Source organism: Bradyrhizobium sp. NP1 (assembly GCF_030378205.1).
Lineage (GTDB): Bacteria > Pseudomonadota > Alphaproteobacteria > Rhizobiales > Xanthobacteraceae > Bradyrhizobium.
Genome location: NZ_CP127385.1, coordinates 6,993,283 through 7,016,116, shown reverse-complemented (window position 1 = coordinate 7,016,116; position 22,834 = coordinate 6,993,283). Strand labels below are relative to the sequence as shown.

Annotated in this window: 19 protein-coding genes and 1 pseudogene; 9 read left to right on the top strand and 11 right to left on the bottom strand. The window is 65.4% G+C overall.

From position 1 onward, the window contains the following. Positions 1-132 precede the first annotated feature (132 nt). The 3 genes from QOU61_RS33910 to QOU61_RS33900 all read left to right on the top strand — a co-directional run bounded on the left by QOU61_RS33910 (position 133) and on the right by QOU61_RS33900 (position 2,770). Complete coding sequence (locus QOU61_RS33910; protein ID WP_289655517.1) at positions 133-633, top strand: CAP domain-containing protein; 501 nt, start codon at positions 133-135, stop codon at positions 631-633. Positions 634-801: 168 nt separating this feature from the next. Next, positions 802-1,977, top strand: coding sequence for a DUF3734 domain-containing protein (locus QOU61_RS33905; protein ID WP_502876853.1), 1,176 nt, complete (start codon positions 802-804; stop codon positions 1,975-1,977). 4 nt (positions 1,978-1,981) lie between these two features. Next, positions 1,982-2,770, top strand: coding sequence for a 3-hydroxybutyrate dehydrogenase (locus QOU61_RS33900; RefSeq protein WP_289655515.1), 789 nt, complete (start codon positions 1,982-1,984; stop codon positions 2,768-2,770). Between the two features lie 168 nt (positions 2,771-2,938). Here QOU61_RS33900 and QOU61_RS33895 read toward each other — a convergent pair whose 3' ends face one another. Together QOU61_RS33895 and QOU61_RS37410 are read right to left on the bottom strand one after the other, a co-directional pair. Beyond that, entirely contained in the window at positions 2,939-3,769 is an 831-nt protein-coding gene (locus QOU61_RS33895) for a sulfite exporter TauE/SafE family protein (RefSeq protein ID WP_289655514.1), read from the bottom strand. Positions 3,770-4,029: 260 nt separating this feature from the next. Next, positions 4,030-4,174: pseudogene (locus QOU61_RS37410) on the bottom strand (flippase); the annotation flags it as partial. 208 nt (positions 4,175-4,382) lie between these two features. Here QOU61_RS37410 and QOU61_RS33890 point away from each other — a divergent pair. Then, positions 4,383-5,504: a baeRF11 domain-containing protein gene (locus QOU61_RS33890; protein ID WP_289655513.1), complete on the top strand. Its 1,122-nt coding sequence runs from the start codon at positions 4,383-4,385 to the stop codon at positions 5,502-5,504. A 104-nt stretch (positions 5,505-5,608) separates the two neighbouring features. Here QOU61_RS33890 and QOU61_RS33885 read toward each other — a convergent pair whose 3' ends face one another. Together QOU61_RS33885 and QOU61_RS33880 are read right to left on the bottom strand one after the other, a co-directional pair. Further along, positions 5,609-6,982, bottom strand: a complete 1,374-nt coding sequence (locus QOU61_RS33885; protein WP_289655512.1) for a lipopolysaccharide biosynthesis protein — start codon at positions 6,980-6,982, stop codon at positions 5,609-5,611. Positions 6,983-7,111: 129 nt separating this feature from the next. Continuing rightward, positions 7,112-7,945 (bottom strand): protein-disulfide reductase DsbD domain-containing protein, encoded by an 834-nt coding sequence (locus QOU61_RS33880; RefSeq protein ID WP_289655511.1) that lies wholly within the window; start codon positions 7,943-7,945, stop codon positions 7,112-7,114. A gap of 136 nt (positions 7,946-8,081) precedes the next feature. Between QOU61_RS33880 and QOU61_RS33875 the strand changes: the two genes are divergently transcribed. Further along, positions 8,082-8,729 carry a YqgE/AlgH family protein gene (locus QOU61_RS33875; protein WP_289655510.1) on the top strand — a complete coding sequence of 216 codons (648 nt, stop codon included), beginning with the start codon at positions 8,082-8,084 and terminating at the stop codon, positions 8,727-8,729. 104 nt (positions 8,730-8,833) lie between these two features. On the opposite strand, the gene QOU61_RS33870 is transcribed toward QOU61_RS33875, so the two are convergent. After that, entirely contained in the window at positions 8,834-9,721 is an 888-nt protein-coding gene (locus QOU61_RS33870; protein WP_289655509.1) for a TauD/TfdA dioxygenase family protein, read from the bottom strand. 145 nt (positions 9,722-9,866) lie between these two features. On the opposite strand from QOU61_RS33870, the gene QOU61_RS33865 reads away from it, so the two are divergent. Further along, entirely contained in the window at positions 9,867-10,232 is a 366-nt protein-coding gene (locus tag QOU61_RS33865; protein ID WP_289655508.1) for a CsbD family protein, read from the top strand. Positions 10,233-10,295: 63 nt separating this feature from the next. Here QOU61_RS33865 and QOU61_RS33860 read toward each other — a convergent pair whose 3' ends face one another. Both QOU61_RS33860 and QOU61_RS33855 read right to left on the bottom strand, forming a co-directional pair. Beyond that, the gene (locus tag QOU61_RS33860; RefSeq protein ID WP_289655507.1) at positions 10,296-12,002 is read right to left on the bottom strand and encodes an SGNH/GDSL hydrolase family protein; all 1,707 of its coding nucleotides are present in this window, start codon (positions 12,000-12,002) and stop codon (positions 10,296-10,298) included. A 163-nt stretch (positions 12,003-12,165) separates the two neighbouring features. Continuing rightward, entirely contained in the window at positions 12,166-13,545 is a 1,380-nt protein-coding gene (locus QOU61_RS33855) for a lytic murein transglycosylase (protein WP_289655506.1), read from the bottom strand. Positions 13,546-13,716: 171 nt separating this feature from the next. Here QOU61_RS33855 and QOU61_RS33850 point away from each other — a divergent pair, with 171 nt between their 5' ends. Beyond that, positions 13,717-14,598, top strand: coding sequence for a UTP--glucose-1-phosphate uridylyltransferase (locus tag QOU61_RS33850; RefSeq protein ID WP_289655505.1), 882 nt, complete (start codon positions 13,717-13,719; stop codon positions 14,596-14,598). A gap of 125 nt (positions 14,599-14,723) precedes the next feature. Here the strand turns inward: QOU61_RS33850 and QOU61_RS33845 are convergent, their stop codons facing one another. Beyond that, on the bottom strand, positions 14,724-16,220 hold the full coding sequence (locus QOU61_RS33845) for a sensor domain-containing diguanylate cyclase (RefSeq protein WP_289655504.1): 1,497 nt from the start codon (positions 16,218-16,220) through the stop codon (positions 14,724-14,726). A 114-nt stretch (positions 16,221-16,334) separates the two neighbouring features. Here QOU61_RS33845 and QOU61_RS33840 point away from each other — a divergent pair, with 114 nt between their 5' ends. Together QOU61_RS33840 and QOU61_RS33835 are read left to right on the top strand one after the other, a co-directional pair. Continuing rightward, entirely contained in the window at positions 16,335-16,598 is a 264-nt protein-coding gene (locus tag QOU61_RS33840) for a DUF7662 domain-containing protein (RefSeq protein ID WP_289655503.1), read from the top strand. Between the two features lie 342 nt (positions 16,599-16,940). Next, positions 16,941-17,657 carry a superoxide dismutase gene (locus tag QOU61_RS33835; protein WP_289655502.1) on the top strand — a complete coding sequence of 239 codons (717 nt, stop codon included), beginning with the start codon at positions 16,941-16,943 and terminating at the stop codon, positions 17,655-17,657. A gap of 75 nt (positions 17,658-17,732) precedes the next feature. On the opposite strand, the gene QOU61_RS33830 is transcribed toward QOU61_RS33835, so the two are convergent. The 3 genes from QOU61_RS33830 to QOU61_RS33820 all read right to left on the bottom strand — a co-directional run bounded on the left by QOU61_RS33830 (position 17,733) and on the right by QOU61_RS33820 (position 22,754). Beyond that, positions 17,733-18,062 carry a DUF3551 domain-containing protein gene (locus QOU61_RS33830; protein ID WP_289655501.1) on the bottom strand — a complete coding sequence of 110 codons (330 nt, stop codon included), beginning with the start codon at positions 18,060-18,062 and terminating at the stop codon, positions 17,733-17,735. A 294-nt stretch (positions 18,063-18,356) separates the two neighbouring features. Then, on the bottom strand, positions 18,357-19,556 hold the full coding sequence (locus tag QOU61_RS33825) for an efflux RND transporter periplasmic adaptor subunit (RefSeq protein ID WP_289655500.1): 1,200 nt from the start codon (positions 19,554-19,556) through the stop codon (positions 18,357-18,359). A gap of 18 nt (positions 19,557-19,574) precedes the next feature. Then, a complete protein-coding gene (locus tag QOU61_RS33820; RefSeq protein ID WP_289655499.1) occupies positions 19,575-22,754 on the bottom strand; it encodes an efflux RND transporter permease subunit in 3,180 nt (1,059 codons plus the stop codon). Positions 22,755-22,834: the final 80 nt, after the last annotated feature.

The window sequence follows — 22,834 nt, the reverse complement described above, 5'->3', positions numbered from 1 at the left end:
GAGCCGGATTTCCAATGCGATGGCCAGGGGTACAGGCTGCGCCGTGCCCGCCATCAAATTGAGCCTGTCTTCACCATTCAGCCACGGTTGGTATGCAACAACGCGCCGTCATTTCGGGGGCTTGGCTGATTCATGCGCACGGCGGGTGCTTTCCTTGTAATTTTGTTGCTTGCGGGCTGCGCGTCCGAGGCTCCGGTGGAGACGCCGGCTATGTATGTCAACATGGCTGCCCCGGGCGCGCGGCTGGATGCTGCCGCAGCCGCCTCGATGATCTCGCAATACCGGCAGAACAACGGACTCGCGGCTGTCGAGGTCGATCCGGACCTGATGCGGCTTGCGGAAACCCAGTCGCAGGCCATGGCGGCAGCCAACAAGATGGACCACGACGTCAAGGCGCCGCTGGCGAAGCGGCTGAACGGTTCGGGCTATCCGGCCACGCTTGCGGTCGAGAACGTGTCGGCCGGCTATCACACGCTGGCGGAAGCGTTTTCCGGCTGGCGCGACTCGCCCCCGCACCGGGCGAATATGCTAAAAAATGGTGTCACAAAATTAGGGATTGCGGCGAGCTATGCTCCGAATACCAAATACAAGGTGTTCTGGACGCTTATTATGGCGACGCGCGAGGCCGGCTAGGCGACGTTGCGCTTCCCGCGTTGCCGCGGACGTGATACCTGCGCAAAGCTCTCATGGCCCGGGGGTGGCCGGTAGGCCGGGGGGGCGGAATCGGACGCCGTGCGATCGGCCGATTGACGTCATCGTGAACTGACGCGTGCGATTGCTTTTGTCATTGGCTGGAAGGTCATGATGGATAACGCTTCGCCACCCACCTGTCCTATGAACGCGCAACGTGTCCTGGTGCTGCAGGGCGGCGGGGCGCTGGGATCTTACCAGGCCGGCGCCTTCCAGGCGCTGTGCCGCGCCGGCTTCGAGCCGGAATGGATCGCCGGCATTTCGATCGGCGCCATCAACGCCGCGATCATCGCCGGCAACGAGCCCGACAAGCGCCTGCCCCGCCTGAAGGAATTCTGGGAGATGGTGTCGGCGCCGGTGCCCTGGAATCCGCCCGTCGTCACCGACCGCGGGCGCTCGGTGTTCAACGAGACCAGCGCGGCGCTGATCGCGACCTTCGGCGTGCCCGGCTTTTTCGTGCCGCGGATTCCGCCGGCGCCGCTGTGGCCCAAGGGCACCGAACAGGCGCTGAGCTATTACGACACCGGGCCGCTGAAGAGGACGCTGGAGCGGCTGGTCGATTTCGATCTCATCAACGACCTGAAATGCCGGCTCAGCGTCGGCGCCGTCAATATCTCCACGGGCAACTTCCGCTATTTCGACAACATCGAGTTCAAGCGGCTGGGCAAGCAGATCGGCCCCGAGCACATCATGGCCTCGGGCGCGCTGCCGCCGGGCTTTCCGTCCGTCGTCATCGAGGGCGAGCATTACTGGGACGGCGGCATCGCCTCCAACACGCCGCTCGATTACGTGCTGGAGGAGGAAACAAGGCGTGACCTGCTGATCTTCCAGGTCGACCTGTTCAGCGCGCGGGGCCCGCTGCCGCAGACGCTGCTGCAGGCCGCCGAGCGCGAGAAGGACATCCGCTATTCCAGCCGCACCCGCATGAACACCGACAAGAACCGGCAGATCCACGCAGCGCGCAGGGCGGTGCGCGACCTGATCGCCAAGCTGCCGGATGAGCTGAAGAACGATCCGTCGGCGAAATTCCTGAGCGAAGCGGCGAAGGAAAACACGGTCACCGTGGTTCACCTGATCTACAAGAGCAAGAACCACGAATCCAATTCCAAGGATTATGATTTCTCCCACATCGGCATGGTCGAGCACTGGAATGCCGGTGTGCGGGACGTCCATTTGTCGATGCGTCACAAAGAGTGGCTAGAACGGCCGCAATCCGACGAGACCATGGTGACCTACGACCTCACGGGCGAAGAAGGTACCGAACGTCCAAAAGGCGAACAGGAGTGAAGAAATGGGTACGTTGACAGGCAAGACCGCGGTAGTGACCGGCTCGACCAGCGGCATTGGGCTCGCTTATGCGCGCGCCTTTGCGAGCGCCGGCGCCAATATCGTGCTCAACGGCATGGGCGCGCCCGCCGACATCGAGCGCGAGCGCTCCGGCATCGAAACCGATTTCAAGGTCAAGGCGGTGCATTCGCCGGCCGACATGACCAAGCCGGCGGAGATCGCCGAGATGATCGCGCTCGGCGAGAAGACGTTCGGCTCGGTCGACGTCCTCGTCAACAATGCCGGCATCCAGTTCGTCTCCCCGATCGAGGAATTCCCGCCGGAGAAGTGGGAAGCGATCATCGCGATCAACCTGTCGTCGGCATTTTACAGCATCCGCGCCGCGGTGCCCGGCATGAAGAAGCGCGGCTGGGGCCGCATCATCAACACCGCTTCGGCGCACTCGCTGGTGGCCTCGCCGTTCAAGTCGGCCTATGTCTCGGCCAAGCACGGCATCGCCGGCCTCACCAAGACGGTGGCGCTGGAGCTTGCGACCTTCAAGGTCACCTGCAACTGCATTTCGCCGGGCTATGTCTGGACGCCGCTGGTCGAGCATCAGATTCCGGAGACCATGAAGGCGCGCAACATGACCAAGGAGCAGGTCATCAATGACGTGCTGCTCGATGCGCAGCCGACCAAGCAGTTCGTGACGGTGGAGCAGGTCGCCGCGCTCGCGCTGTTCCTGTGCGGCGATGATGCCGCGCAAATCACCGGCGCCAACCTCTCGATCGACGGCGGCTGGACCGCGGAGTAGTTGCATCCGTATCGTGCTGTCATGCCCCGCCCCCCGGTCGGCGCGAAGCGCCGCCCGATGACAGGCTCCGGCGGGGCATCCAGTACACGCAGGCTGATCGATCTGGCGCTGGTATTTGCGTGGACCGGATTGCCAGCTTTTCGCGGGTGATGACGCGTGTCACGCCGCCTAGTGCGGCACGCTCCCGACCAAGGCTGCGACCATCGACGTCGACAAATGCAGCTCTTCGGACGCGAGCTTGGCGGCGACCACGAGCAGGATGGCCGCGAGCGTGACGCGCAGCACCGCCTGGGGCACGCGCACAGCGCTGTAGCTGCCGATCATAATGCCCGGCAGCGAGCCCATCAGCAGCACGCCCATCAGGTACCAGTCGACCGCACCGAGCGCCCAATGCCCTGCGCCGGCGACCAGCGTCAGTGGCACGGCATGCGCGATGTCGGAGCCCACGATGCGCGCCATCGGCAGGCGCGGATAGAGCAACAGCAGCGCGGTCACGCCGACTGCGCCGGCACCCACCGACGAAATCGAGACCAGCACGCCAAGCAGCGCTCCGGTCACCACCGTTCCCGCCATCGTCGTTCGCTCCCGGACGCGCTCAATGCGCTGCCGATAACGGTCGAGGATTGACTTGCGGAAGATCAGCGACACCGCGGTAAGCAGCAGCGCAAAGCACAGAACGAGGTTGATCAGGCTGCGCTGGGACGCCGCGTCGAGCTCAAGTTGCCATATCGCGACCATGGTCAGGATGCTGGCGGGGATGCTGCCGCAGGCAAGCCGGATCACGGCCGGCCAATGAATGCTGCGTGCAAAGCCGTGCACCAGACTGCCGCCGGTTTTGGTGGCGGCAGCGTAACACAGGTCGGTGCCGACCGCGGTCGAGGGATGAATGCCAAAAAGGAGGATCAGGAGCGGCGTCATCAAGGAGCCGCCGCCCACACCTGTCATGCCGACAAGAAAGCCGACGCCGAATCCCGAGGCCACGTATAGCGGATCGATCATTTCCACGCAGCGTGAGGTTATACTTCCCATCGTGACGCTTAGACTGGACTTTCGGCCGATCGCAATGGATCGGCCGAAATAAGAATATTTCGTGCGCGCAGAGGTCTTCCGTGGTGATTTTCCCCCGTTTGCAGCCACGCGTTGAAAGCGACATTCCGCCGCCCGAGTGGTTTAACGGTTAGACGCGTCGGAGGTTCCCAAGATGTTTTTTAGGCAAAAGCAAGCGGCGCGTGGCATGCCAGCTTGGGCAAATGGCCTGACTATCTGTTCCCGAACGCCAGCACGTGCAGGTCAGCCTGGCGGCGGACGATCCAGAACAGCAGCACCGTCTCGAAGGTGAGCGAGATCGAGGTCGCGGCCGCCCGCGGCGTGGCCGGCGAAGCGCGGGATCAGCGTGACGCAGAGGGCGGCCTGGCTTGGACCTATGCGCGACACAATGTGCGCGCATGGATCCAGGGCCGCGGCGGTTGCGAACATTCGAGACACGTTGTCGCGTCGTTGTTGTCGCGGCATGGCGGGACCGCTGGGGCCTGCCGCCGAATTGCCGCCGAACGAACCGAGCCGATTCGACTATGCCCGATACGACTGAGCCGGATACGGGAGTATCATCATCATGCTCTATGTCGACATTCCGAGCCTGGCGGATGTGAAGTCGCTGGCGGCGCATCGCGGCGACATCTGCGCCTCTCTTTATCTGCCCACCACCCCGGTCACCCGCGAAGTGGCGGGCGACCGGATTGAATTGAAGAATCTCGCAAAGGAGGCCCTGCGCCAGCTCGATGCGGCCAAGGCCGACCCGCGCCGTGTCGCCGCGCTGATGGAGCATCTCGACGACCTCGTCGATGATGACGAGTTCTGGCGGTTCCAGGCGCGCAGCCTCGCGGTGCTGGCGACCCCGGATAATGTGCGGACGTTCCGCGTGCCCAACGCGCTGGTCGCAATGGTGGAGGTATCGGACCGATTTCATCTCAAGCCGCTGTTGCGCGCCATCGCATTCCCCAACACCTGCCTTGTGCTGGCGCTGGCGGAAGGCGCGGTCCGCGTCATTGAGGTCTCAGCCGACCTGCCGCCGGCCGTCGTCAAGGTCGACGGCCTGCCGAAGGATGCCGCCAGCGCAGTCGGCCGCTCCACGGTCAATGATCGATCGCCGAGCGGCCGTATACAGGGATCGGAGGGTCAGAAGGTCTTGCTGCGCCAGTTCGCGCGCAAGGTCGATCATGCGCTGCGCGGGCTTTTGACCGGCAGCGACATCCCGCTGGTGCTGGCCGCCGTCGAGCCCCTGCTCTCCATCTACCGGTCGGTCAACACCTATGCTCATTTGATTGCCGCGGGGATCGACGGCAGCCCGGTATACTCAACCGATGCCCAGCTCGCGGACCGGGCGCGCGCCCTGCTGGACGGCCTCTATCGGGATGAGATCGGCCAATGGAAGAAGCTGTTCGCGGTGCGCGAGAGCGAGGGGCGGGCCACTGCCGACATCGCGCAGGCTGCCCGCGCGGCGACCTTTGGCGCGGTCGACTCGATGCTGGTCGATATCGACGAGGTTATTCCAGGCGCGGTCGACGAGAAGGACGGTGCCGTAACCTTTGCCAAGGCCGCGGGCGCCGGCAATTACGGCGTGGTCGATGAAATCGCCAGCCGTGTCATCCGCTCGGGTGGCCGGATTCTCGGTGTGCGAAAGGCCGATATTCCCGGCGGGAAATCGCTCGCGGCAATCTTGCGCTACGCGGTCTGATCAGAGCGTTTTCGAGCGAAGTGGACACCGGTTCGCGTGAAGAAAACGCGTCAAAACGAGAATCTAAAGCATTCGGTTCTGATTCCATCAGAACCGAACATGCTCTAGTCGCGACGCTTGCCGAACGCCAGCACGTGCAGGCCGAGCCTGCGGCGGACGATCCAGAACAGCAGCACCGTCTCGAAGGTGAGCGAGATCGAGGTCGCGGCCGCCGCGCCATGGCCGCCGAAGCGCGGGATCAGCGCGACGCAGAGCACGAGGTTCATGACGAAGGCGAGCGCGTAGGCGAGTGCGCAGATGCGCTGGTGGCCGAGCATGTTGAGGAGCCGCTCGACCGGGCCGATCGCGGCGCGCACCACGAGCCCGATCGCGGCGACGAACATGATGTCGTAGCCGCCGACGAATTGCGCGCCGAACAGCCACAGCAGCGGCTTGCCGAGCGCGAGCAGCACGATGGTCGCGGCCAGCGACGGCCAGAACGTCCAGTGGATCGCATCCGCGACATAGGCCGACAGCCGGTCCTTGTCGCCGAGCGCGTTGTATTCGGCGAAGCGATGCGCCGTGGTCGCCGACATCGCGTAGTGGATGAAGGAGACCAGCGCGAGCGTCTTGATCACGGCGAAATAGACGCCGACCTCCTCGGAGGAGCGGAACTGTTGCAGCACCAGCACGTCGGTGTAGGAGAGCAGCAGGTAAAAGCTTTCGACCAGCAGGATCGGCAGCGAGACCGCGAGCCAGCCGCGGAAATCATAGCAGCTTGCGCCTGGCGTGATGTGGCCCTTGAGGCGGCGGTTCAACGCCACCATCTGGCCCAGCATCGCGATCCACACTGCGGCCGCGCTCGCGGCCATCGCGGCTGACGCGCCGAGGTCGAGGCCAAGCGCGAGCAGACCGGCGGTGATGCCGATGATCAGCGCCTGGCGCACGATGAATTGCGGCATCAGGCCGAGCCGCATCCAGTCGTGTGAGCGGGCGATGCCGTCCTGGGTGTTGGCGACGACGAAGGCGGACAGCGTGGCGCAGCCAAGGTAGAGCGGGGTTATCTCGTTCGGCTGAAGCAGGGGCGAGGCGAGCTTCACGAGGCCGGCGAGCAGCAGCGCGATCGCGGTGGATACCGCGAACGTCATCCAGCGGCTGCCGGCGAGGAAGCCGCGCAGCAGCGCGTGCTCGCCGCGGGTGCGGTATTCCGGAATGATCTTCTGCGCGGACGCCGCGATGCCGAAATCCATCATGCTGCCGAGCAGCAGCACCCAGGTCCAGACATAGACATAGACGCCGTAATCCGAGCCGCCCATCCAGCGCGCCAGCAGGATCTGCGAGAGATAGGCGAGCGCCGCGCTCGCAACCCGGATGACGAAGATGGTGCCGGCAAGGCGCCGGGTCAGCGATGCCTCGTGGCTGCCGCCCGCGAGCATCGATCGCAGCCGCGCGAGGGGACCGGACGAAGCGCTGGCGGATTGGGTGTCCATCACGGCCACGGCGGGAATCCTGGAAGGGCCGCATCAAAGCGCGGCGATTACTCGGCTAGCAAGGATTCGTTAAGATTCGGTTGGACGGCCTGGCCGGCGCCGCCGCTGGACACTGCCGGCCAGCGGGGAAAGCCGGCGTCAATCCAGATTGGTGTTGAATTCGTAGGCGCGGTCGGGACCGACCAGCGTGAACTTCAGCGCTGCGCCGTCCGGATTCACGCCCGATGGCAAGCCGTCGAGCTCGAAGGCGAAGCGCTTCACGCCGGGCGGGCCGTGCTCGACCGGCTTTGGAACGGGCAGGTTCCAGTCCGGCGTCGGCCCTTCGACGAACAGGCTGACGTCGCGCCCGTCGGGCGACACGATGTCGACCACCACCTTGGTCTTGCCGTCGCGCTTGACGTCGCGGATCGTGAGCGGATTGGGGTCGCCGATATTGGCGGGCTTCGGCACGGTATCGAGCGCGGCGAACAGCGCGCTGTCCTCGGTGCTCGCCACGCTGTTGATGGACAGCTCGGTATTGGCCTCGACCGGGATGCAGAGTTTCTCGCACACGGCATAGTTGATGTTGGCGCGCAGCGTCACCGGCTTGTCGGGATTCTTGGCGACGATCCGCAACGGCAGCGTCACCTGATTCTTGTAGCCGAGCGAGACGCCGCCGGCGCCGTCGTCAAATTTCATCGGCGCCGGCCACAGGACTGTCACCGCTTCGACATTATCCGATTTCGAGAAATCGAAACGTGGGGGTACGCCGGAATCGCCGGGGGTACGCCAATACGTCTTCCAGCCTGCCTCGAGCTGAAAACCGATACCGCCGAGCAGGACCGCGCCGCTGCGCGATCCCGCCATCAGCCGCACCGCGGAATGGCCGTCGCGCTGCCACGGCGACGCATCCTGGGCGTGGGCGAGCGAAGCCAGCGAAAATATCAGGGTCGAGGCAAGACCGATTGCGCGGATGGGAACCATGGCGTTCATGAAGCGTCTTTAACAGGCAAGGCGGCCGGCGAACCATTGAATTGCTTGTGATGGCGTCCGGTGCCGCCCGCCGCGCTTGATTGACAGGACCCTCACCCAATATCAGGATGGAAGCTCAGAGGAGAGGCCTTTGCGGATGAATCCTGAAGGCAAGAAACCGGGCCGCGAGCGCCGCCCCGCCGGCGCCAGCCAGCATGCGCCCGAACAGGGTTATCTCGACGGCCAGCTCCTGGTCGCGATGCCGCTGATGGGCGACCCGCGGTTCGAGCGCTCGGTGATCTACCTGTGCGCGCATTCATCGGAAGGCGCGATGGGCATCATGGTCAACCGCCCGGCCGGCAGCATCGACTTTCCGGAACTTCTGGTGCAGCTCGACATCATCAAGAAGGGCGATCAGATCAAGCTGCCGGAGAATGCCGAGACACTGCAGGTGCTGCAGGGCGGTCCGGTCGACACCGGCCGCGGCTTCGTGCTGCACTCGAGCGACTTCTTCATCGAGAAGGCGACGCTGCGGATCGACGACGACGTCTGCCTGACCGCGACCGTCGACATCCTGAAGGCGATCGCACAAGGCGAGGGACCGCGGCACGCGATCCTCGCGCTCGGCTATGCCGGCTGGGCGCCGGGCCAGCTCGAGAGCGAGATCCAGGGCAATGGCTGGCTGCATTGCGACGCCGATGCCGAGCTGATCTTCGGCGACGACGTCGAGGAGAAATACGCCCGCGCGCTGCGCAAGATCGGTATCGATCCCGGCATGCTGTCGAACGACGCCGGCCACGCGTAATGGGTGCCTGTCATTGCCGGGCTTGACCCGGCAATCCATCGCAAAAAGCGTTTCCAGTGAAGGTTGATGGATGCGCGGTTCGCGCATGACGACCTTTGATTGCGCTATTCCGCTGCCTGCTGCGCCACCGTCGGCTCGCTGCCGGCCACCGTGGCCCGCCGCATGTCGCGCGGCTGCGACTGGTCGTAGCGGCGCACCCGGTGCATGGTCTGCCGGTTGTCCCACATCACGAGGTCATGCAGCTTCCATGTGTGGACGTAGACGAACTGCGGCTGCGTGGCGTGCTCGGTGAGGTCGCGCAGGAGCACCCGTCCTTCCGGGACGCTCATCCCCCTGATCGCGCCGGCGTGCGAGGACAGGTACAGCGATTTGCGGCCGTGCGCGGGATGCGTGCGCACAAGACGCTGCAGCACCGGCTTGAACATCTTCTTCTCTTCATCGCTGTAGTCGAGGAAGCCGAGCGCGCCGCGCGAATACATCAGCGAATGTTCGCAGATCATATTCTCGATCTCGGCCCTGGTCTCATCGTCGAGCGCGTCATAGGCGGCGCGCATGTCGGCGAATTCGGTATTGCCGCCCTTCGGGTTCACGACGCGCGCCGACAGCAACGAGAATTTTGCCGGGATCGGGCGGAACGACGAGTCGGAATGCCACAGGCAGTTGCCGAGGTTGAACAGATGGGTGCGATGATCCTTCGGCAGCGGCTTGCCGTCCTTGCCGAGATTGGACACGTCGTTCAGCCCGGAATCGAGCCGGTAGTCCGCTTTTTTCGTCACCGTGCCGCCACGTGCGTCCTCGCGCGGCCCGAAATTCAGCGCGAAGGCGAGCTGCTGCTCGTCGGTGATGTCCTGGTCGTGGAAGACGAGTACGGCATAGCGATCCATCGCCGCTTCGACTTCGCGCGCCTGGTCCGTGGTCAGCGGCTGTCGCAGATCGAGGCCGCTGACCTCGCCGACGAAATGCGGGTGCAACTGACGGATCGCGATCGCCACGGGCGCCTCCCTCTTGCTCCTCGAGGAAAGGCTACTCCCGCATCATCAGCTGTCAACGCGCCGCCGGCGGGGCGACCGGCACCACCGAGGAACGGAAGCCGCGGTCGCCGGTTAGCTCATCATCAAACCGAGGAAGGGAAGCGCGATGGACAAGGATCGGATTGCCGGCTCGGCCAAGGAGTTCGCCGGCCGGGTGGAAGGGACCGTCGGCGACATGGCCCAGGATGCCAAGACCCAGGCTTCCGGCCGCGCGCGCGAAGCGGCGGGCACGGTGCAAAATCTCTACGGTCAGGCCAAGGACGCGGCGCAGGATGCTGCCGATGTGGCCACGGGAATTGCCAGGGACGCCTATGCCAGCGGCGGCGAGACGCTGCGCGACGGATCGCAGGCGCTTGCCCGGAAGGTGCAGGACAATCCGATCGGCGCGCTCCTGATCGCGGGCGGCATCGGCTTTGCGCTGGCGCTGCTGATGAGCCGGCCGGCGCGCCGTCCACCGCCGCGCTGGCGCTAGCTGACGCATCATCCTTGAAGGGCGCGATGGCTTCATGCTGAAGCCGTCGCGCTTGCGCGTGAACTACCAGCGCCAGAAGTTATCCGAGGGCGCCGAGGCTGCGCGCCCGACATTGCCCGGTGGCCGCGGCACGCCTGGAGGTCCCGGCGCCCGCGGCGGCGGCGCGAACTGGCGCGGCGGCGGATTGCCGAACCCGAAGAAATCGCGCAATGGCTGTCCCGACGCCGGCCTCAGCTTCTTCACCTGCGGCTTCGGCGGCGCATTGGCCGGCGCGGCGCCGCCATCGGGCGCGTTGGAGGCGACCGGGCTATCGCCCTTGGCCTGCTCGGTGCCGACCTCCCGGCGCGGCCAGTTGAAATCGTCGGCGCGGCCCGGCGGCGGCGTCAGTGCCTCGCCCTTGACCAGCGTGCGCGCGGCGAGCGCGTCGACGGCGGCCGGCCGTGAACCGGGGCCGCCGAGCAGTTGATCGGTGCCGACGGAGGAGGCGACCAGCGGCACGATCGGCCCCGCCAGCGGGCGCGGGGCGGGCTGGCCGGGCACCGCGTTGGCGTCGGGCGTCGCGGGCTCGCTCGGCAGCGCGATCGGCGCCGAGCGGTTGGCGAGCAGGCGCGTGATCTCGCGTTCGACATAGTGGGCAAGCTTGCGCGCGCCGGGCTTGGTGAAATAGACGCCGTCATAGGAACGGAGCTGGCGGATCTGGCCCTCGAAGTCGGGGCCCTTCTGCAGGAAGCGGCCGGCCTCGTCGACGAAGCCGTCCCAGACGTCGACATAGGTGATGCCGGCCTTGCCGGCGCCGTCGCGATAGAGCGAATCCAGAAACAGCGTGTCAGCGGTGCCCTTCGGTCCGCGCACCGCGGGCAGGCCGACCCAGAGCACCGGCACGCCCTTGGACTTCAGGATGCCGTTCAGCTCCTCGATCTTCTTGGCATAGAGCTCGACCCAGCGCTCGTCGCGAAACTCGTAGAGTCCGTTGGGCGTGCGCGTGCTCTTCTCCGGCGCCGCGGCAGGCGGTGCGTCGTTGTCGGCCTCGTCCGGCGGCAGCTCGGTGTCGACCACCTTGTCGTCCGCCTTGCTGTTGTCCTTGGCGCCGTCGACCGCGCCTTCCGGCTTTGCGCCCGGCTTGGCGTCGGCAGGCTTTGCGTCCTTCTTGTCCTTGACGCCCGCGTCCTTCTTGTCGCCCTTCTTGTCGGCGGATTTGTCCGACTTCTCCACGGCCGGCTCGCGCATCGCGATGCGGTCGTTCAGCCCGAGCATCACCACGATGACGTCGGGCTTCTCGGTGGCGAGGATACCTCGCGCAGCCGCGGCCCAGTCGGCGGGCTCGCCCTTGGGCTGATACTTGATCAGGCCCGAGGTGTTCTTGGCCTTGCGGATCACGCCCATGTCGGGCTGCTCGGCATAGGCGTCCTCGAGGCCGTAGGCGAGCCAGTCGGCCATGCCGTCGCCGAGCACCAGCACGTTGCGCTCAGGCGTGGTGTCGCGCTTCTCCGGCGGCGGGGCCCTGGAAAAATCTTCGCGCGGGCGCTTGGGCTGCTGCTGCTGGAAGGGCGCGAAGAAGTCGCCGCCGAACCAGCCGCCACCACCGCCAAAGCCGCCGCCGCCACCCCAGCCGCCGGAGCGCGGGGCGGGCCGCTGCGGCGGGCCGCCGAAATTGAAGAACTGCGCTGAAGCCGGTCCGACCACGCCGACCAGGAGCGCAATGGCGATCGCCAGCGCGGCCAACGGGCCGGGCTCGATCAACACGCTCAGGAATGACTTCGGTTTGGACATGCGGCCTGACGCCCGCTCGCGATGAAATCAGCTGACAACATAATAGCGGAATCGGGCCGCAAGCGGGCAGATTCTCTTTCGGTTTCCAGACCATAGACCGGTCATGGCGGCCACCGTCAAGACCGCCGCCGGAATGGGCCGTTTGAGGGTTACTTTGCCCGTTTCAGCGCCCCCGCAGCCGCTCCAGCATGTCGGAGGAGGCAAATCCGTCGGCCGGCGCTCCGATCGAGGCCTGGAAGCCGCGCAGCGCCGCCCGCGTCTCGCCGCCGAACTGGCCATCCGGCGTGCCCCGGTAGAAACCGCGCTGGGCGAGCAATTGCTGAAGTTCCAGCCGCTCGGCGCGCGACAGCTCGCGTTCCTGGCGCGGCCAGGCCTGGACGAAGGGCGCCCCGCCGCGCAAGCGGTCGGCGAAATGGCCGATGGCCAGCGCATAGGCCTCGGCGGGGTTGTATTTCATGATGACGCGGAAGTTCTGCATCATCAGGAAGCCCGGGCCCTCGGCACCGGCGGGCGCGAGCAGATAGGCCTTGTCGCTGCCATGCGGAAATGGCTGGCCGCCCGCGCGCTTGATGCCCAGATGCTCCCACTGCACAAGCGTCATGCTCTTGGCGCGATCCGCCAGCATGTAGTTGAAGTCTTTGGGCACGACCACCTCGTAGCCCCAGCTCTGGCCGGTCTGCCAGCCGTCCTTCTTCAGGTTGTTGGCGGTGGACGCAATCAAATCGGCGGGGTTGTCGACGACGTCGCGGCGGCCGTCGCCGTCGCCATCGACCGCGTAGCGCTTGAAGGCGGTCGGCATGAATTGCGTCGGGCCGAACGCGCCGGCCCAGGAGCCGCGCATCTGCTCTGGCCTGAGGTCGCCGCGATTGAGAATTTCCAGCGCGGAGAGAAACTCGTCCTTGAAATAGGTCTGGCGGCGGCCGATGCAGGCGAGCGTTGCGGTCGACTGCAGCACGCTGCGGTCGCCGATCTGTGTCGAGTAGTTGGACTCGATGCCCCAGATCGCCGCGATCGCGTAGCGGTCGACGCCATAGGCGCGCTCGGTCGCGTCGAACTGCGCCTTGTATTTGGCGAGGATCTCCTTGCCCTTGGCGAGTCTCGCGTCGTTCACCAGGATGTCGAGATAGTCCCAGACCGACTTGGTGAATTCGGGCTGCGAATCCATCAGGTCCATGATGCGCAGGTCGGGCGAAAGCCCGGCGGTGAAGCGCTGGAAGTTTTCTTCCGACACGCCGCGCCGTGCGGCATCTGGCCACATCGCGGCGACGCAATTGTCGAAATTGGCGGCCGCCTGGCGGATCGCCCCTGCCGTCATCAGGGGGTTGCCGGATGCGCCGTCCTCGCCGCTCCATGGAATCGAGCCGGTGGTCGCGGGCGCCCCTTGCGGCTGAGGCGCGGCGCTGGTGCCGAAGATGTTGCCGAACAGGTTGGAAAGGCCATTGCCGGGCGATTGCGCAGAGGCCGTGGCCCCAGGCAGCGCCAGCAAGGCGCAGACGGCAGCCGCCGCCAGCCACTTGATCCGGGGTTCCATCGGTCCTGACATGTTCGACATCCCCTGCCGTCGAATTCGGGCTTTCAGGAGGCCCTGTCGCGGTTTCCAATAGTTTAACAAAAGCGAAGTTTTCGCGTCAGGGGTGGGTTAACCGCCTTGGCCGAGCGCCGCAAACCGGGTTACTCACGGGGTGAACCGAACCTTCAGGATGTCCTGCTTCCCATGAAAATCCGCAAAGCCGTTTTCCCGGTCGCCGGCCTCGGCACCCGCGTCCTGCCCGCCACCAAGGCGATGCCGAAGGAAATGCTGACCATCGTCGACAGGCCGCTGATCCAATACGTGGTCGACGAGGCGAAGGAGGCCGGGATCGAGCACTTCGTCTTCGTCACCGGTCGCAACAAGGGCGTGATCGAGGATCATTTCGACCGCATGTTCGAGCTCGACACCACGCTGGCCGCACGCGGCAAAAAGGCCGAGCAGGACATCCTGGCGCAGAGCCAGCCGGAAGCCGGCGCGATGAGCTTCACGCGCCAGCAGGCGCCACTCGGCCTCGGTCACGCGGTTTGGTGCGCGCGCGACATCGTCGGCGACGAGCCCTTCGCGGTGGTGCTGCCGGACGAGCTTGTGCTGCACACCCCGGGCTGTCTTGGTCAGATGATCGCGGCCGCCGCCAAGCTCGGGCCAAAATCCAACCTGATCGCGGTGCAGGCCGTGCCGGAGGATACCACGCATCAATACGGCATCTGCGGCGTCGGCAAGCGTCACGCCGACGGCAGGATGTTCGAGGTTTCAGGCATGGTGGAGAAACCGGCGAAGGGCACTGCGCCCTCCAACCTCTCGATCACCGGCCGCTACATCCTGCAGCCGGAAATCTTCAAGATCCTGGAGCGGCAGGAGCGCGGCGCCGGCGGCGAGATCCAGCTCACCGACGCCATGATCGGGCTCTCCAAGTCGCAAAAATTCTATGGCGTCGAGTTCGAGGGCGAGCGGCACGATTGCGGCTCGAAAGCCGGCTTCCTGCGCGCCAACATCGCCTACGGCCTGCAGCGCCCCGATCTCGCCGACGGCCTGCGCGCGGAGATGAGGAAATATCTCGAAGAGTGAAGGCAGGAATGCTGGCATTTTTGCCGTCATTCCCGGGCGATGCGAAGCATCGAAATCTCCAGATTCCCCGGTGCGCAATTGCGCACCTGCGGTCTGGTGCTGACGCACCATTCGGCAATGACGATCTAGGCCACCAGCGACAGCCGCGGCAAACTGGCCAGCACCGACTGGTTGCGGCCGTTCGCCTTGGCCGCGTAGAGCGCCTTGTCGGCGGCGTTGATCAGCACGCTCCAGTCCGTCGCAGCCGTCGGCACGAGGCTTGCCACGCCGATGCTGACAGTGGAGGCGCTCTCGCCGGCGGACCAGCCTTCGACCTTCAGGCGGATGGTTTCGGCAACCGTCAGCGCGTCCATCGGCGCAAGCCCCGGCAGCAGCACCGCGAATTCCTCGCCGCCATAGCGCGCGGCGCAGTCGCCGGCGCGCCGCACCGAATCCGAGATGCAGATCGCGATTCCGACCAGCACCTGGTCGCCGGCCTGGTGGCCAAAGGTGTCGTTGTAGGTCTTGAAATGGTCGGCATCGATCATCAGGAGCGCGAGCGGCGCCCTGTTTCGGACCGCCCGCCGCCATTCGGTGTCGATCACCGCGTCGAACTTGCGGCGGTTCTTCAGGCCGGTGAGTGCATCGGTGGTGGCGAGCTCCTCGAGCTTCTCCTCGGCGTTGGCGCGGCGGCTGATCTCGCGCGCGAGGAACAGCGTGACGCCGAGCACGAACAGGATCAGCGCCGTCATGATCGCGGCGATCCGCAGCGCCTCGGTGCGCCAAAGTTCGAAGATGCTGGCCCAGGGCTTGCCGACCAGCACGACCAGCGGCCTTGTGCCGTCGCGCCAGACCAGAAGCCGCGGCACGCTGTCGAAGGCGGTGGTCCCGGAGAACGATCCGCTCGGCTCCGACAGCACGCGCATCACGATCGGCGCCTGGCCGATATTCCTGCCGATCTCGTCGAGATCGAACGGGGTGCGCATGATCACCATGCCGTCGCGGCGAAGCACGCAGATCACGTCGTCGGGGCCAAGCTGCAGCCGCCCGAACAGGTCGTGAAAATAGCTGAAGCGGATCGAGCCGGCGACGACGCCGAGGAAGCGTCCGTCGGCGCCGGTGATGCGCCGGCTGAGCACGATGGCGTAGGCGCCCCGATGCAGCATCGGGCGGCTGACATAGAGCCCGACGTCGGGATGGTCGCGATGGACCTTGAAATACTCCTCGTCGCCGCGATTCTCGGGCAGGGGGTCGAGCGTGGAGGCATCGATGGCCAGGCGCCCTTCGGCATCGAACACCTGGATCGCCCCGAAATGCTTGGCGGTGGCGGCGTGGTCGAACAGGATCAGCTGCCGGACCGGCTTGCTGACGCTTGCGATCTCCGGCATCACCATGCTGCTGGCGACGGCGCGCAGCGAAAGATCATAGATCTCGACGTTGCGGCTGATGTCGGCGTCGATGCTGGATGCGAGGTTCTCCAGCGTCTGGCGCGCCAGCTCCTCCTCGCCATGGCGCATGTTGAGCATGACGTTGGCGCAGATGGCGGAGAAGCCGATCACGGTCACCACGGACGAGGCGATCAGCAGTTTTGCCGATAGCCGCCATGGCTGCCTCGCCGAACCGATGCGCCTTCCCAACAACATGGATCGCTCCCGATCCTTTTCGATGCGCTCCAATGATTGCCGTGGCCTTAAGTAGGGCGACAGGGTTCCCCCAATCGGTTAACGATTGGTTGAGAAATGACACGGGTAAAAGGCATGACGGACTACGACGCCCTGCGCGATCATCTGAGGCGGCAGACGCTGCCCGAATTCGTGCTGAGCTTCGAGGAGATCGAGGCGATCATCGGCGGCGCGCTGCCGCGGGCCGCGCAGCGCGCCTCCTGGTGGGACAGCCTGCGCAGCCCGCAGGAGAGGATGCCGCAGCGTGAGGCCTGCCTTGCCGGCGGCTATGTCGCCACGCGGCTGCCGGACGGCAAGAGCGTGAGGTTCAAACGGCCGGCGCTGCAGGGGCGCCGGTGAAATGCCCGTGATCGGCCGGGATCGCCTTGCGTCCATGTCGTCCGCGCTCTAGTTTTGGGGTTCGGGGATACGCAGGCTCCCCGCCAGGCGGCTCGCCGTCCAAGTTCTGCGCAATGCTCGATTGGTCGAGGGATTGCGCGTGGACGAAAGCAGGCCGGTTCTCAATCCGAACCATGCAACCGTGATTTGGTGTGTCGACCGCGCGTTGGCGTGGCGTGTCTTCCACGCGGGCCTGACCGCGTTGCTGCGCGACCGGCAACGCCCGCGTCGATCCACCCGAGCAAACGAGCGTCCCCTTTCGGGGCTTGCGAATTTGGGGGCTGCAAAACCATGGAGAAGCCAATGACGATCACCAGCGAACGCCGGGACTTCATCAAAGGTGTCGGCCTGGCCGCCACCGCCGTGACGGTGGCGGGCTCGAGCGCGCTTGCGCAAGGCAATCAGCCCACTGCAAGCAAGGCGCCGGCCTATCAGGCCAAGCCATTGCCATTCGATCCGAAAGCGATCAGCGGCATGTCGGAGAAGGTGCTGGTCAGCCATTACGAGAACAACTATGTCGGTGCGGTGAAACGTCTCAACGCCATCGGGACGCAGCTCGCCGAGCTCGATTTCGCGAAGGCGCCGAATTTCGTCCTCAACGGATTGAAGCGCGAGGAGCTGATCGCGGCCAACTCGATGATCCTGCACGAGATCTACTTCGACGGCCTCGGCGGCGGCGCGAAGGCGAGCGGCGCGCTCGCCGATGCCATCGCACGCGATTTTGGCAGCGTCGATCGCTGGCGCGCGGAATTCGCCGCCATGGGCAAGGCCGAAGGCGGCGGCTCGGGCTGGGTGATCCTCGCCTATTCGCCGCGCGACAAGCGCCTCGTCAATCAATGGGCGGCCGATCACACCACGACGCTCGCGGGAGGACGGCCGGTGCTGGTGCTCGACATGTACGAGCACGCCTATCACATGGACTACGGCGCGGCGGCCGCGAAATATGTCGACGTGTATATGGAAGCCATACGCTGGGAGAACGCCGCGAAGCTCTACGAGCAGTACAGCCGCGAAAGCTAGGTCGTGTTCGAAAGCAGTCGGCCCGCACGGCAAATCCGTGCGGGCTTTTCTCTGTTGTCCCTGAATGCCAGGATCTTACTGGTTGGTGTTGGCCTCGCTGCCGTGCGCGCGGCTGCGCTTGGTCACGCGGCCGTTCGGCTGATAGGCGTAGGCGTTGCGGTCGATGTTGCTGGTAGCGTTAGCGGTGGCGGCGGGCAGATTCGGATCGCGGAAGCAGTCGCCGCCGATCCCGGCCGAGGCCGACTGACATTGCTCCATGGAGGAGAAGCCGCAGCCGGTCATGTGACCGGTGACGTCCTGGCGGCAATAGTCGCCGGCACTCGCGCTGGTCGATGTCAGTGCGCCAAAAGAGGCTGCGACCACGAACGCCGCAGCCGGCACACCAAGTTTCAGGAATGCTTTCATCTTCGTCTCTCGTTGTTGATGTTTGATTGATCAGCCCCGCGCCCGAGATGGGTTAAGCACACGCGATGCGCCAGCGCTTTCAATCATTGTTGAAGCGATGACACTTGTATGAAAAATTTCGCCGCAAATGATGCGCACGCGCGCGAAGCAGGCAGATCTTCAATTGATCTGCTGCTGTCCGCGCCGCGGGAAATACCAGCCATGTCTGTTCTGAATGACGGCGAAGCCGGAGGCAGCTGGCTGCTTGCAAATGACCGCGACGCGCCGCCCGGCAGCAGCGCGTCGCAGCAGCGCTCACCGCGCGGACGCGGACGAAGCCGATGCCGCGGTCACAGCGCTGCCCTGCGATGATGTAGCAGCGAGGCGAACCGTGTCGCCGCTCACGAGCGTCTCCGGCGGGTTGTTGATGATCCGGTCGGACGGCGCAAGGCCGCTGACGACCTCGACACTGTCGCCGAGATCGCGGCCCAGCTGCACGTTCTTGAGCACGACCTTGTCCTGACCGTCGAGGGCTGCAACCTGCGTGCCCTGATTGCCCATGATCAGCGCGGTCGAGGGGATCTTCACCAGGTTGCCGTCGGTCGGAATTTCGAAATGCACGTTGCAGTAGCTGCCGCCGTAGAATTTTCCGGCGCTGTTGTCGGCCTGGAGCTCAACCTGCATGCTGTGTGAGTTCGGGTTGATGGCCTTGGCGACATGGGAGACCGTCGCGTCGAACTGCACGCCCGGATATTGCGGCATGTCGAACTTCGCCTTCATGCCGGGGGCAAGGCCGGCCGAGAAGGCTTGCGGCACCTGCACGTAGATGCGAACCCGGTGCAGGTCCGACACCTCGAACAGCGGCTGGCCGGAGCCGCCGGAATTAATCAGCATTCCGATCTCGATGTTGCGGGCCGTCACGACGCCGTCGAACGGCGCGGCGAGCGTCTTGAACGACTGCATCGCCTGGAGCTGGCGGACATTGGCCTCATTGGCGTCGACCACCGCCTCCTTCGCCTTGGCGTCGGCGGCGGTCTGGTCGGCAAGCTGCTGGGCGACGATCTGCTTTTGCAGCAGGACGGCGTTGCGGCCGGCGGTGAGATTTGCAAGTTGCAGGTTGGCCCGCACGCTTGCCAGCGTCGCCTCGGCCTGGCTGAGCTGCTGGTCGAGATCGGGAGCATCGATGCTGGCGAGCGCCTGTCCGGCCTTGACCGGTGAGCCGATGTCATGGTCCCAGCTTTTCACATAGCCGTTGACCCGCGCGAACACCGCGGCGCGATTGAGGGGCTGGATGTTGCCCGGCAGGGTCAGCACCTGGTTCGGAGCGCCGGCCACGAGCGGCGCCAGCGCCACGGTCGGGACCGCCTGCGCCGCGGTCCAGTCCACGACTTCCTGCTTGCTTTGCGCGCGGCTGATGAAGCCATAGCCGACCACGCCTGCCGCGAGCAGGAGCGCGGCTGCGGCGACGGTCAGGAGGCTGCGCCGGCTCGGGGTCTTGACGTCTTCCGTGGACATGGTCTCTTGCTCTTTTCCTCAATGCGACGGCGAGGGAACGCCGTCGGCGTGATGGGCGGTCGTATGCCGCCGGCGATGCACCAGGCCGAAGATCGTCGGCACCAGAAACAGGGTGGCGCAGGTCGCGAAGATCAGCCCGCCGATCACCGCGCGCCCCAACGGCGTGTTCTGTCCGGGTTCGATCGCCATCGGCAGCATCCCGATCACCATCGCGAGCGCCGTCATCAGCACGGGCCGGAACCGGGCGCCGCCGGCCTCGAACGCGGCCTGCATGGCGTTCGCGCCGGCGGCCATCCGCTCGCGGGCAAAGCTGATCACCAGGATGCTGTTGGCGGTCGCGACGCCCATGCACATTATCGCGCCGGTGAGCGCGGGAACGGATAGCGTCGTTTCGGTCGCGAACAGCATCCAGACGATGCCGGCGAGTGCGGTCGGCAGCGCCATGACGATGACGAGGGGATCGACCCAGGACTGGAAGTTGATGACGATCAGCAGATAGATCAGCACGATCGCGGCTGCGAGGCCGACGAAGAGCTGCTGGTAGGCGCTCGTCATCGTGCTGACCTGGCCGCGCAGCGCGACGCTCGCGCCCTTCGGCAGGTCCTTTGCCGTGTCATGGAGCACCTGCTGGATGTCGGATGCCAGCGCGCCGAGATCGCGGCCTTGCGGCGTCGCATAGATGTCGACCACCGGGCGGACGTTGTAATGCGACACCACGGCATTGCTGTGGGTCCGCTCGACCTGCGCGAGACCGCCGAGCAGCTGCGGATTGGTCCCGGCCGGAGAAGTCACCGGAATGTTCTTCAGGCCGGTCATGCTGTTGATGTCGCGTTGCGGCGTCTGCACCGAGACCGCGTAGGACACGCCGTTGGCCGGGTTCAGCCAGTAGGTCGGCGCGGACTGCGAGCTTCCCGACAGCGTCGTCAGCATGGCGGTGGCGACATCCTTTTCGGAGAGGCCCACCAGCGAGGTCAGCGAGCGGTCGACGTTGACGTCGAGGGTCGGTTGCTCGAACGCCTGCTGGATGCGCGCATCGGCAATGCCCGGAATGGCTCTGACCTTCGTCAGCAGGGCATTGGCGTAGTGGCGGTCTGCCGCGAGATCCTGGCCGGCCACCTGCAGGTCGATCGGAGCGGGCACGCCGAAATTCAACACCTGGCCGACGATATCCGCCGGCAGGAACGCGAAGCTGGTGCCGGGAAACTGCCGCGGCAGCTTCTGCCGCATCGCCTTGATGTAGCTGTCGGTCGGCGCGTGATCGGGCTTGAGGTTGATCAGGATGTCGGCGTCGCCGACACCGATGGTGCCGGAGTTGTTGTAGGCCATGTTGATGCCGCTGATGGTGAGCCCGATATTGCTCACGATGCCGTCCAGCTCGCGCGGGGGAATGATGCCGTGAATGGAGGCGGCGATCCGGTCGGTCAGGCGCGTCGTCTCCTCGATCCGCGTCCCCGTGGGGGCGCGGACATGCAGCTTGATCTGGCCGCCGTCGACCGTGGGGAAGAAGTCCTGCCCGAGATAGGGCGCAAGGCCGAACGACAGGAGGCTGAAGGCCAGGAAGCCCGCGATCACCTTGATCCGGTTGTGCAGGCAAAGCTGCAGCAGGCCGAGATAGGTGCTGTGCACCTGGTCGAACAGGCGCTCGAAGCCGCGCTGGAATCGCGCCAGCGGATTGCGGCTCACGGTTGCGGCCGCATCGGCCGCCCCGTGCCGGTGCTGATGGCGCAACAGATAGTTCGCGAGCGTCGGCACCAGCGTGCGCGACAGCACGTAGGAGGCGGCGAGCGCCAGCATCACCGCCTCGGCGAGCGGCCGGAACAGATAGCCGGCAACGCCGCCGAGCCCGAACATCGGCACGAAAGCGATGCAGATGCAGAGCAGCGACACCGTGGCCGGCACGACGATCTGCTGCGCACCGTCGAGGATCGCGGGCTCGATCGGCTTGCCCTGCTCGAGATGCCAGTTGATGTTCTCGATCGTGACGGTGGCGTCGTCGACCAGGATGCCGACGGCGAGCGCCAGTCCACCGAGCGTCATGACGTTGATGGTTTCGCCGAGCAGCGAAAGGCCGCTCAGCGCGGCCAGAACCGCCAGCGGGATCGAGAGCGTGATGATCAGGGTCGAGCGCCAGCTGCCGAGAAACAGCAGGATCATGATCCCGGTCAGCACCGCCGCAATCACGCCCTCCCGGACCACGCTCGACACCGCGTCGGTGACGAACACCGACTGGTCGCCGACGGCCGTCAGCTTCAGGCTGTTCGGAAGCGTTTGCGACACCGAGGGCAGCAGGCTCTTGACACCGTTGATGATGTCGAGCGTCGAGCTCGCGCCCGCCTTCATGATGGTCAGCAGCACGGCGCTCGCCCCGTTGACGTGAACGGCATTGGTCTGCGGTGGACTGCCGTCATGGACGAAGGCGACGTCGCGCATGTAGATCACGGTGCCGTTGACGGTCTTGATCGGCAGGTTGTTGAAGGCGTCGATCGCCTTCGGTGAATCGTTCAGGTTGATCGTATATTCGTAGCTGCCGATCTTCTGCGTTCCGACCGGCGTGATGAGGTTCTGCAGCGACAGCGCGTTGATGACGTCGTTGGCGGAAACGCCGTATTGATGCAGCGCGCGCTGGTTGAGGTCGGCCTGGACCTGCCGCACCTTGCCGCCGAAAGGCAGCGGTAGCGCGGCCCCGGGAACCGGAGCTAGCGCCGGGCGGATGAAATTGAGCGCCGAGTCGAAGATCTGCGTTTCCGACATCTGGTCGCTCGAGAGCGCAAGCTGGAAGATCGGAACGCTGGAAGCGTTGAAGCTCAGGATCAACGGCGGCGTGATGCCGGGCGGCATCTGCTTCAGCACGGTCTGCGACATGCCGTTGACCTGCGCCAGCGCGGCATTGATGTTCACGGTGGGCTGAAAGAAAATCTTGATGATGCCGTAGTTGACGATCGACTGCGATTCGATGTGCTCGATGTCGTTGACGCTGTTGGGCAGCGAGCGCTCATAGAAGGTGACGATGCGGCCGGCCATATCGTCGGCCGGCAGGCCGGTGTAGCTGAACACCACGCTGATGACGGGGATGTTGATGTTCGGGAAGATGTCGGTCGGCGTCCGTAGCGCCGATACGGTGCCGAAGATCAGGATCAGCAACGCCATGACGATGAAGGTATAGGGCCGCCGCAGGGCGAGCCGAACGATTCCAATCATGACGTTCTCTCCGCGTGAAACGATGCGCTATCGGCGCCGGCCGTCGCCCCTATGGGACGCTTCGCGCGCATGACCGCGGG

Bases quoted from the DNA above. Each gene is read 5' to 3' on its own strand.
- QOU61_RS33850 (WP_289655505.1), top strand. From the start codon at position 13,717: ATGAAAATCCGCAAAGCCGTTTTCCCGGTCGCCGGCCTCGGCACCCGC.
- QOU61_RS33895 (WP_289655514.1), bottom strand. From the start codon at position 3,769: ATGATCGATCCGCTATACGTGGCCTCGGGATTCGGCGTCGGCTTTCTT.
- QOU61_RS33900 (WP_289655515.1), top strand. From the start codon at position 1,982: ATGGGTACGTTGACAGGCAAGACCGCGGTAGTGACCGGCTCGACCAGC.
- QOU61_RS33845 (WP_289655504.1), bottom strand. From the start codon at position 16,220: ATGTTGTTGGGAAGGCGCATCGGTTCGGCGAGGCAGCCATGGCGGCTA.
- QOU61_RS33830 (WP_289655501.1), bottom strand. From the start codon at position 18,062: ATGAAAGCATTCCTGAAACTTGGTGTGCCGGCTGCGGCGTTCGTGGTC.
- QOU61_RS33865 (WP_289655508.1), top strand. From the start codon at position 9,867: ATGGACAAGGATCGGATTGCCGGCTCGGCCAAGGAGTTCGCCGGCCGG.
- QOU61_RS33905 (WP_502876853.1), top strand. From the start codon at position 802: ATGATGGATAACGCTTCGCCACCCACCTGTCCTATGAACGCGCAACGT.
- QOU61_RS33860 (WP_289655507.1), bottom strand. From the start codon at position 12,002: ATGTCCAAACCGAAGTCATTCCTGAGCGTGTTGATCGAGCCCGGCCCG.
- QOU61_RS33820 (WP_289655499.1), bottom strand. From the start codon at position 22,754: ATGATTGGAATCGTTCGGCTCGCCCTGCGGCGGCCCTATACCTTCATC.
- QOU61_RS33910 (WP_289655517.1), top strand. From the start codon at position 133: ATGCGCACGGCGGGTGCTTTCCTTGTAATTTTGTTGCTTGCGGGCTGC.
- QOU61_RS33825 (WP_289655500.1), bottom strand. From the start codon at position 19,556: ATGTCCACGGAAGACGTCAAGACCCCGAGCCGGCGCAGCCTCCTGACC.
- QOU61_RS33855 (WP_289655506.1), bottom strand. From the start codon at position 13,545: ATGTCAGGACCGATGGAACCCCGGATCAAGTGGCTGGCGGCGGCTGCC.
- QOU61_RS33890 (WP_289655513.1), top strand. From the start codon at position 4,383: ATGCTCTATGTCGACATTCCGAGCCTGGCGGATGTGAAGTCGCTGGCG.
- QOU61_RS33835 (WP_289655502.1), top strand. From the start codon at position 16,941: ATGACGATCACCAGCGAACGCCGGGACTTCATCAAAGGTGTCGGCCTG.
- QOU61_RS33840 (WP_289655503.1), top strand. From the start codon at position 16,335: ATGACGGACTACGACGCCCTGCGCGATCATCTGAGGCGGCAGACGCTG.
- QOU61_RS33880 (WP_289655511.1), bottom strand. From the start codon at position 7,945: ATGAACGCCATGGTTCCCATCCGCGCAATCGGTCTTGCCTCGACCCTG.
- QOU61_RS33875 (WP_289655510.1), top strand. From the start codon at position 8,082: ATGAATCCTGAAGGCAAGAAACCGGGCCGCGAGCGCCGCCCCGCCGGC.